Origin of the sequence: Rhodococcus sp. EPR-134 (assembly GCF_001647205.1) — a bacterium.
In the GTDB taxonomy this organism is placed as follows: Bacteria; Actinomycetota; Actinomycetes; order Mycobacteriales; family Mycobacteriaceae; genus Rhodococcus_F; species Rhodococcus_F qingshengii.
This window is the reverse complement of the sequence record NZ_LVCT01000309.1, coordinates 1-1,895: the sequence shown is the minus strand read 5'-3', so window position 1 is coordinate 1,895 and position 1,895 is coordinate 1. Positions and strand designations below refer to the sequence as shown.

At 63.7% G+C, this 1,895-nt stretch carries 2 protein-coding genes and 1 pseudogene; all 3 read left to right on the top strand.

Annotated elements, in window-relative coordinates:
• Positions 1-1,228, top strand: a 1,228-nt coding sequence (locus tag A2J01_RS14125) for a serine hydrolase (RefSeq protein WP_064112925.1), incomplete at its 5' end; no start/stop codon positions are given.
• A gap of 17 nt (positions 1,229-1,245) precedes the next feature.
• Positions 1,246-1,671: a limonene-1,2-epoxide hydrolase family protein gene (locus tag A2J01_RS14120; RefSeq protein WP_007726363.1), complete on the top strand. Its 426-nt coding sequence runs from the start codon at positions 1,246-1,248 to the stop codon at positions 1,669-1,671.
• Between the two features lie 30 nt (positions 1,672-1,701).
• Positions 1,702-1,895: pseudogene (locus A2J01_RS14115) on the top strand (carboxymuconolactone decarboxylase family protein); the annotation flags it as partial.

The window sequence follows — 1,895 nt, the reverse complement described above, 5'->3', positions numbered from 1 at the left end:
GGTCGCCCACGAAGTCGGAATCGGGACCGTGGACTGGGACACTCCGGTGATCTCGAAACTGCCGGGGTTTGCGCTTGCCGATCCGTGGGTGACCGACCACCTCACGATCTCCGATCTCTACACGCATCGGTCGGGGTTACCGGACCACGCCGGCGACGGGCTGGAGGACCTGGGCTACAACCGGGCCCAGGTGCTCGAAAAACTTCGCCAACTACCGCTCAATCCCTTCCGAATCACATACGAGTACACGAACTTCGGCGTCACTGCCGGTGCGGAGGCCGTTGCAGCCGCGGCGGGCACCGATTGGGAAACGCTGTCGCAGAACACGATCTACGGTCCGCTCGGTATGACGTCGACGTCTTCGCGGTTCGCCGATTACCAAGCCCGAGAAAATCGAGCAGTCGGCCACATCCTCGAAGACGGAAAGTACAAGGTAGGGCCGGTTCGGGACGCCGACGCCCAATCCCCCGCCGGTGGAGTCAGCTCCTCGGTGAACGACATGGCCAAGTGGTTGGACATGGTGCTTTCGGGCGGTCGGTATCAGGGGCAGCAGGTCGTTCAGACGGAGGCGCTCGTGCCCGCAGTCAACCCGGAAATCGTCTCGCGCCATGCGCAGGAAATCGGGGAACGCTCCGGCTTCTACGGCTACGGGTTCAACGTTTCCGACAGCGCGGCAGGCCGTGTGACCGCCAGCCACTCCGGCGCCTTCCTGCTCGGTGCCGGGACCAATTTCGTGACGATTCCCTCCGCTGACGTCGGCATAGTCGTTCTGACCAACGGCACGCCCACCGGCGTCGCAGAGACCTTGACCGCCGAATTCGCCGATCTGGTGCAGTTCGGGAAGATCACCCGCGAGTGGCGCCCGCTGTACGAAGCGTCCTTTGCCTCACAAGCCGACCCTGAGGGCGAACTTGCCGGGAAGACGCCGCCGACCTCCCCCGCTCCCGCGCCACCGACAGACCAATTGACCGGCGACTACGGCAATCCGTACTGGGGTCCCGCGCTCGTGACGCAGCAGAACGGTGCGCTGACCTTGACCATGGGTCCCGCGGCCGCGACGTACCCTCTGACCCACTGGGACGGAAACACCTTCACGTTCCCGCTCAGCGGCGAGAACGCACCGGCCGGGACGGTCTCGAAGGCCACCTTCGACGGAAACTCGCTAACCTTGGAGTACTTCGATCACGATCATCTCGGTACCTTCATCCGGGCAACACCGGCCGAATAATCAGCCAAGGACACCCCATGAGTAGTTCGACAGCCACGGTGAACGCAATGTTCGCGGCCCTCACCGATTTCGACGTGGACGCCGCAGCCGAATTGATGACAGACGACATCGTCTGGCAGAACGTCTCGCTCCCCACCCTGCGAGGCAAGAAGACCGTCGTGCGAGCGCTACGTCTGGTCACCAAGCCTTCACTGAAATTCGAGGCGGAGATGCACCACATCGTCGGCGACGAGTCCACGGTGCTCACCGAACGCACCGACATCCTCACCGTCGGACCGCTGCGCATCGAGTTCTGGGTATGCGGAACTTTCGAACTGCGCGACGGCAAGGTCTGCGTCTGGCGGGACTACTTCAGTCTGCGAGACGTCGCGTGGGGCGTGGTGACCGCGGTCGGCCGCGCAGTCGTCGGGACCGGGACACGAAGTAGGCTTGCTCCGGCCTGAAATCACCTGCCGAAAGCGAGCGAACCTGCCATGTCCGAAAGCACCACGCCTGACTCCTTCGACGCCGGATTGGCTGTGCGCACCGAAGTCATGGGGGCCGATTTCGTCGACGCCGCCTTCGAGCGCACCCGGGGAACGGACAGCGAAGAACTGCAGAACTTCGTGACTGCCAACGTCTGGGGTTCGGTATGGACGCGTCCCGGACTCGATCGCCGCAGTCGCAG

What these genes read in the sequence shown, in the direction of transcription:
- A2J01_RS14120 (WP_007726363.1), top strand. Translation starts at nt 1,246, where the DNA reads ATGAGTAGTTCGACAGCCACGGTGAACGCAATGTTCGCGGCCCTCACC.